The 3,443-nt window shown below is 68.8% G+C and carries 5 protein-coding genes; 3 read left to right on the forward strand and 2 right to left on the reverse strand.

All coding sequences use genetic code 11. The annotated features are described in order from the left end of the window. Positions 1-123: 123 nt before the first annotated feature. Both Mterra_RS19885 and gmk read right to left on the reverse strand, forming a co-directional pair. Entirely contained in the window at positions 124-453 is a 330-nt protein-coding gene (locus tag Mterra_RS19885; protein WP_027894316.1) for a DNA-directed RNA polymerase subunit omega, read from the reverse strand. A 50-nt stretch (positions 454-503) separates the two neighbouring features. Further along, positions 504-1,208 carry a guanylate kinase gene (gmk, locus tag Mterra_RS19890; RefSeq protein WP_119316693.1) on the reverse strand — a complete coding sequence of 235 codons (705 nt, stop codon included), beginning with the start codon at positions 1,206-1,208 and terminating at the stop codon, positions 504-506. A 145-nt stretch (positions 1,209-1,353) separates the two neighbouring features. On the opposite strand from gmk, the gene Mterra_RS19895 reads away from it, so the two are divergent. From Mterra_RS19895 to lpxA, 3 genes are all read left to right on the forward strand, one after another. Continuing rightward, the gene (locus Mterra_RS19895; protein WP_119316694.1) at positions 1,354-2,325 is read left to right on the forward strand and encodes a Gfo/Idh/MocA family protein; all 972 of its coding nucleotides are present in this window, start codon (positions 1,354-1,356) and stop codon (positions 2,323-2,325) included. Between the two features lie 6 nt (positions 2,326-2,331). Continuing rightward, entirely contained in the window at positions 2,332-2,760 is a 429-nt protein-coding gene (fabZ, locus tag Mterra_RS19900) for a 3-hydroxyacyl-ACP dehydratase FabZ (RefSeq protein ID WP_119316695.1), read from the forward strand. A 6-nt stretch (positions 2,761-2,766) separates the two neighbouring features. Next, a partial coding sequence (gene lpxA, locus Mterra_RS19905; RefSeq protein WP_119316696.1) for an acyl-ACP--UDP-N-acetylglucosamine O-acyltransferase occupies positions 2,767-3,443 on the forward strand: 677 nt, incomplete at its 3' end.

Here is a 3,443-nt window from a genome sequence, read left to right on the forward strand (position 1 = left end):
GGGGATAAACCCTCCCCGCCGGCGGGGAGGGGTAGGGAGGGGCACCACAGGCTACAGGCCACGAGCCCCCGCGTATCCGCCGACGGCTGACCGCTGAAGGTTGACCGCTCTTACTCAACCGCGCTAGTCCCGATCCCGGTCGCGGTCGGCGACGGGTTCGGGGATTTCGCGGGGGTACATCTGGTCGAGCATGCGGGAGAGGCGGTCTTCGGGGACGAGGCCCTCGCCCAGGCTCAGGCGGTTGGTCTGGAGCTCCTGCATGGCCCAGGTGACGGCGTTGGGGTCGGGCTTCTCCCCTTCCAGCGTGCGCATCTTGGGCCACTCGGCGGGCTCGAGGACGCTGTTCTTGAACTGGTAGCGCAGCAGGTGCTGGGCGCGCTTGGCGACGACGACGGTGAGGCGGTACTTGGAGTCGGTAAGGCTGAGCAGATGGTCAAAACCGGGTTCGGCCACGGGGTTCCTCCTAGCAATCTTCCCGATTGTGAAGACATCCCCCCGGCGTGTCAAGACCCTGCTTTGCGAATTGTCTCCTCCAGCACGGCGTTTTCGGCGTCAATTTCCGGGTCGTGGGTCAGGGCCTGGGCGATGGCCTCCCGCATGCGGGGGTAGCGCAGGCGCTCGGCCCGGATGACGGCCATGAAGTCGTTCACCGCGCTGCCGAGCTCGTCGTTGACGACGACGTAGTGGAAGTTGTGGGCGGCCTCCATCTCGCGCCGGGCCTGCGCCAGGCGCTTCTCGATCTTCTCCAGGCTCTCGGTGCCCCGCAGCAGCAGGCGGTGCTTGAGCTCGGAGAGCGAGGGCGGGACGATGAAGATCATCACCGCGTCTGGGGCGCGCTCGGCGACCTGCAAGGCCCCCTGCACCTCGATCTCCAGGAGCACGTCGAGGCCCCTGTCGAGCGCCTCCTCCACCGGCTCGCGGGGGGTGCCGTAGTAGTTGCCCACGAACTCGGCGTGCTCGAGGAATCCGTTGCGGGCGATGCGGGCCTCGAACTCCTCCTTGCTGACGAAGTAGTAATCCTGACCGTGCTTCTCGCCGGGACGCGGCGCGCGGGTGGTCATCGAGATGGAGTAGTGCAGGCTTTTGTGCAAGTACCCCATCACCTGGGCCCGGATGGTGCCCTTGCCCACCCCCGAAGCCCCGGTCATCACGAATAGCGTTCCTCTTGCCACGGCTGACACCTCGAAAAGCCCTGCAAACCACGGCATCCTACCAAAGCCCCCCAGGGCGCACAAGGCGAAAGCCCGGAATGAGGCGCAAATATGGGCCTTTTCGGGGCAAATTCAGCCTGAGGCGGAGAAAGGCGGGTGTTATGATGCTGGCGATGTTGGATTCGCCCCTGTTGAGGTGGCTATGGAGCTAAAAGTTGGTGTGGTCGGCGTGGGGGTCATGGGCACCTACCACGCCCAGATCTATGCGGGGCTTCCCGGGGTCAAGCTCGTAGGCGTCGCCGACCCCGATCCCATGCGAAGAAGGGTGATCGAGCAGGACCTCGAGGTGCCCGCCTATGCCGATCCGCAGGCCCTGCTGGGCCAGGTTCAGGCAGTGACCATCGCCTCGCCCACCTCGCATCACTACCAGCAGGCCCGGCTGTTCCTGGAGGCCGGGGTGCACGTGCTGGTGGAAAAGCCCATGACCCCCTCCCTCGAGCAGGCCCGCGAGCTCGTCGAGCTGGCCGAGCAGCGCGGCCTGGTGCTTCAGGTGGGCCACATCATGCGCTTCTACCAGGCGGTCGCCGACCTCCCCAACCTGGTGGGGACCCCCTGGGTCATCGAGGCGCGGCGGGTGGGGAACAACCGCCGCATCCGCGACATCGGGGTGATCCTCGACCTGATGATCCACGACCTCGACCTCATCCTGCTGCTGCTGCGGGAGAGGCCGCTGCGCTACACGGTGGTGGGGCAATCGCTCGACGGGCGCGACGAGTACGCCCACGCGGTGCTCGAGTTCCCCTCCGGCACCCAGGCCGTGCTCACCGCCAGCCGGGTCTCACCCCAGCCCGAGCGCTCGCTCACCATCGCCCAGCCGGGCGAGGTCGTGCGCATGGACTTCACCAACGACCCCTACACCGAGCTCTCCATCCACCGCGCCATGAGCACGGGCGAGCTCGGCAGCCCCACCCACGTCCACGTCGAGCGCACCTCCATCCACAACGAGAACCCGCTGCGCCGGCAGCTCAAGCACTTCATCGACCGCATCCAGCGCAACGACCCGCCTCTGGTCACCCTCGAGGACGACCTGCTCGCGCTCGAGCTCGCCCTCGAGCTCTCCAAGGCGCTCGACGCCCTGCCGCAGGGCCGGGTCTCGGCGCCCCGCTCCCGCTAAGCCCCTATGGACATCACACAGATCCTGCAAGTCTTGCCCCACCGCTACCCCTTCTTGCTCATCGACCGCGTGCTCGAGGCCGACGAGAAGCGCTTCCGGGCCCTCAAGAACGTGACCTTCAACGAGCCCCACTTCCAGGGCCACTTCCCCGGCTACCCCATCATGCCGGGGGTGCTGATCCTCGAGGCCATGGCCCAGGCCTCGGTGGCGGTGGTCACCAAGCAGCCCGAATTCAAGCCCGGCGGGCTGGTGTTTCTGGTGGGGGTCGAGGAGGCGCGCTTCCGCAAGCCGGTGACGCCGGGCGACAGCCTGATCCTGGAGGGCGAGCTGCTGCAGTACCGCCGCGGCCTGGGCAAGGTGCGGGTCGAGGCCAAGGTCGAGGGCGAGGTCCGGGCCGAGGCCACCCTCGCCTTCGTGCTGCGCAACGAGGCCTGAGCCGCCATGACCCAGACCCGCATTCACCCCACGGCGGTGGTGTCCGCCCGGGCGGAGCTCGGCCAGGGCGTCGAGATCGGGCCCTACGCCGTCATCGAGGGCCCCAGCGTGATCGGGGACGGGGCCCGCGTCGGGCCGCACGCGGTGGTCCTGCCCTACGTGCGGCTGGGCGCGGGCGTGCAGGTAGGCGCCCACGCCGTGCTGGGCGGGGAGCCGCAGGACCTGACCTTCAAGGGCCAGGAGACCTGGCTCGAGGTAGGCCCCGAGACGGTCCTGCGCGAAGGCGTCACCCTGCACCGCGCCACCCGCGACGACCGCCCCACCCGCGTGGGCTCGGGCTGCTACCTGATGGCCTACAGCCACGTAGCCCACGACTGCCAGATCGCCGACGGGGTCATCCTGACCAACAACGTCATGCTCGCCGGCCACGTCAGCGTGGGCAAGGGCGCGGTCATCGGCGGCGGGGCCGCCGTGCACCAGTTCGTGCGCGTGGGGGCCGGGGCCATCCTCGGCGGCATGGCGGGCGCCCGCAAGGACATCCTCCCCTACAGCCTCGCCACCGGCTTCCCCGCCGTCCACTACCGCCTCAACACCATCGGCCTGCGCCGCAGCGGCGTGGGCGGCGAGCGCTACAAAGCCCTCGAGCGCGCCTTCCGCGCCCTCCGCGCCGGCGACCCCCTCCC

Origin of the sequence: Calidithermus terrae (genome assembly GCF_003574345.1) — a bacterium.
Lineage (GTDB): Bacteria > Deinococcota > Deinococci > Deinococcales > Thermaceae > Calidithermus > Calidithermus chliarophilus.

Excerpts from the sequence above, each read along its gene's own strand:
- gmk (WP_119316693.1), bottom strand. The coding sequence starts at position 1,208 with ATGCCGTGGTTTGCAGGGCTTTTCGAGGTGTCAGCCGTGGCAAGAGGA.
- Mterra_RS19895 (WP_119316694.1), top strand. The coding sequence starts at position 1,354 with ATGGAGCTAAAAGTTGGTGTGGTCGGCGTGGGGGTCATGGGCACCTAC.
- fabZ (WP_119316695.1), top strand. The coding sequence starts at position 2,332 with ATGGACATCACACAGATCCTGCAAGTCTTGCCCCACCGCTACCCCTTC.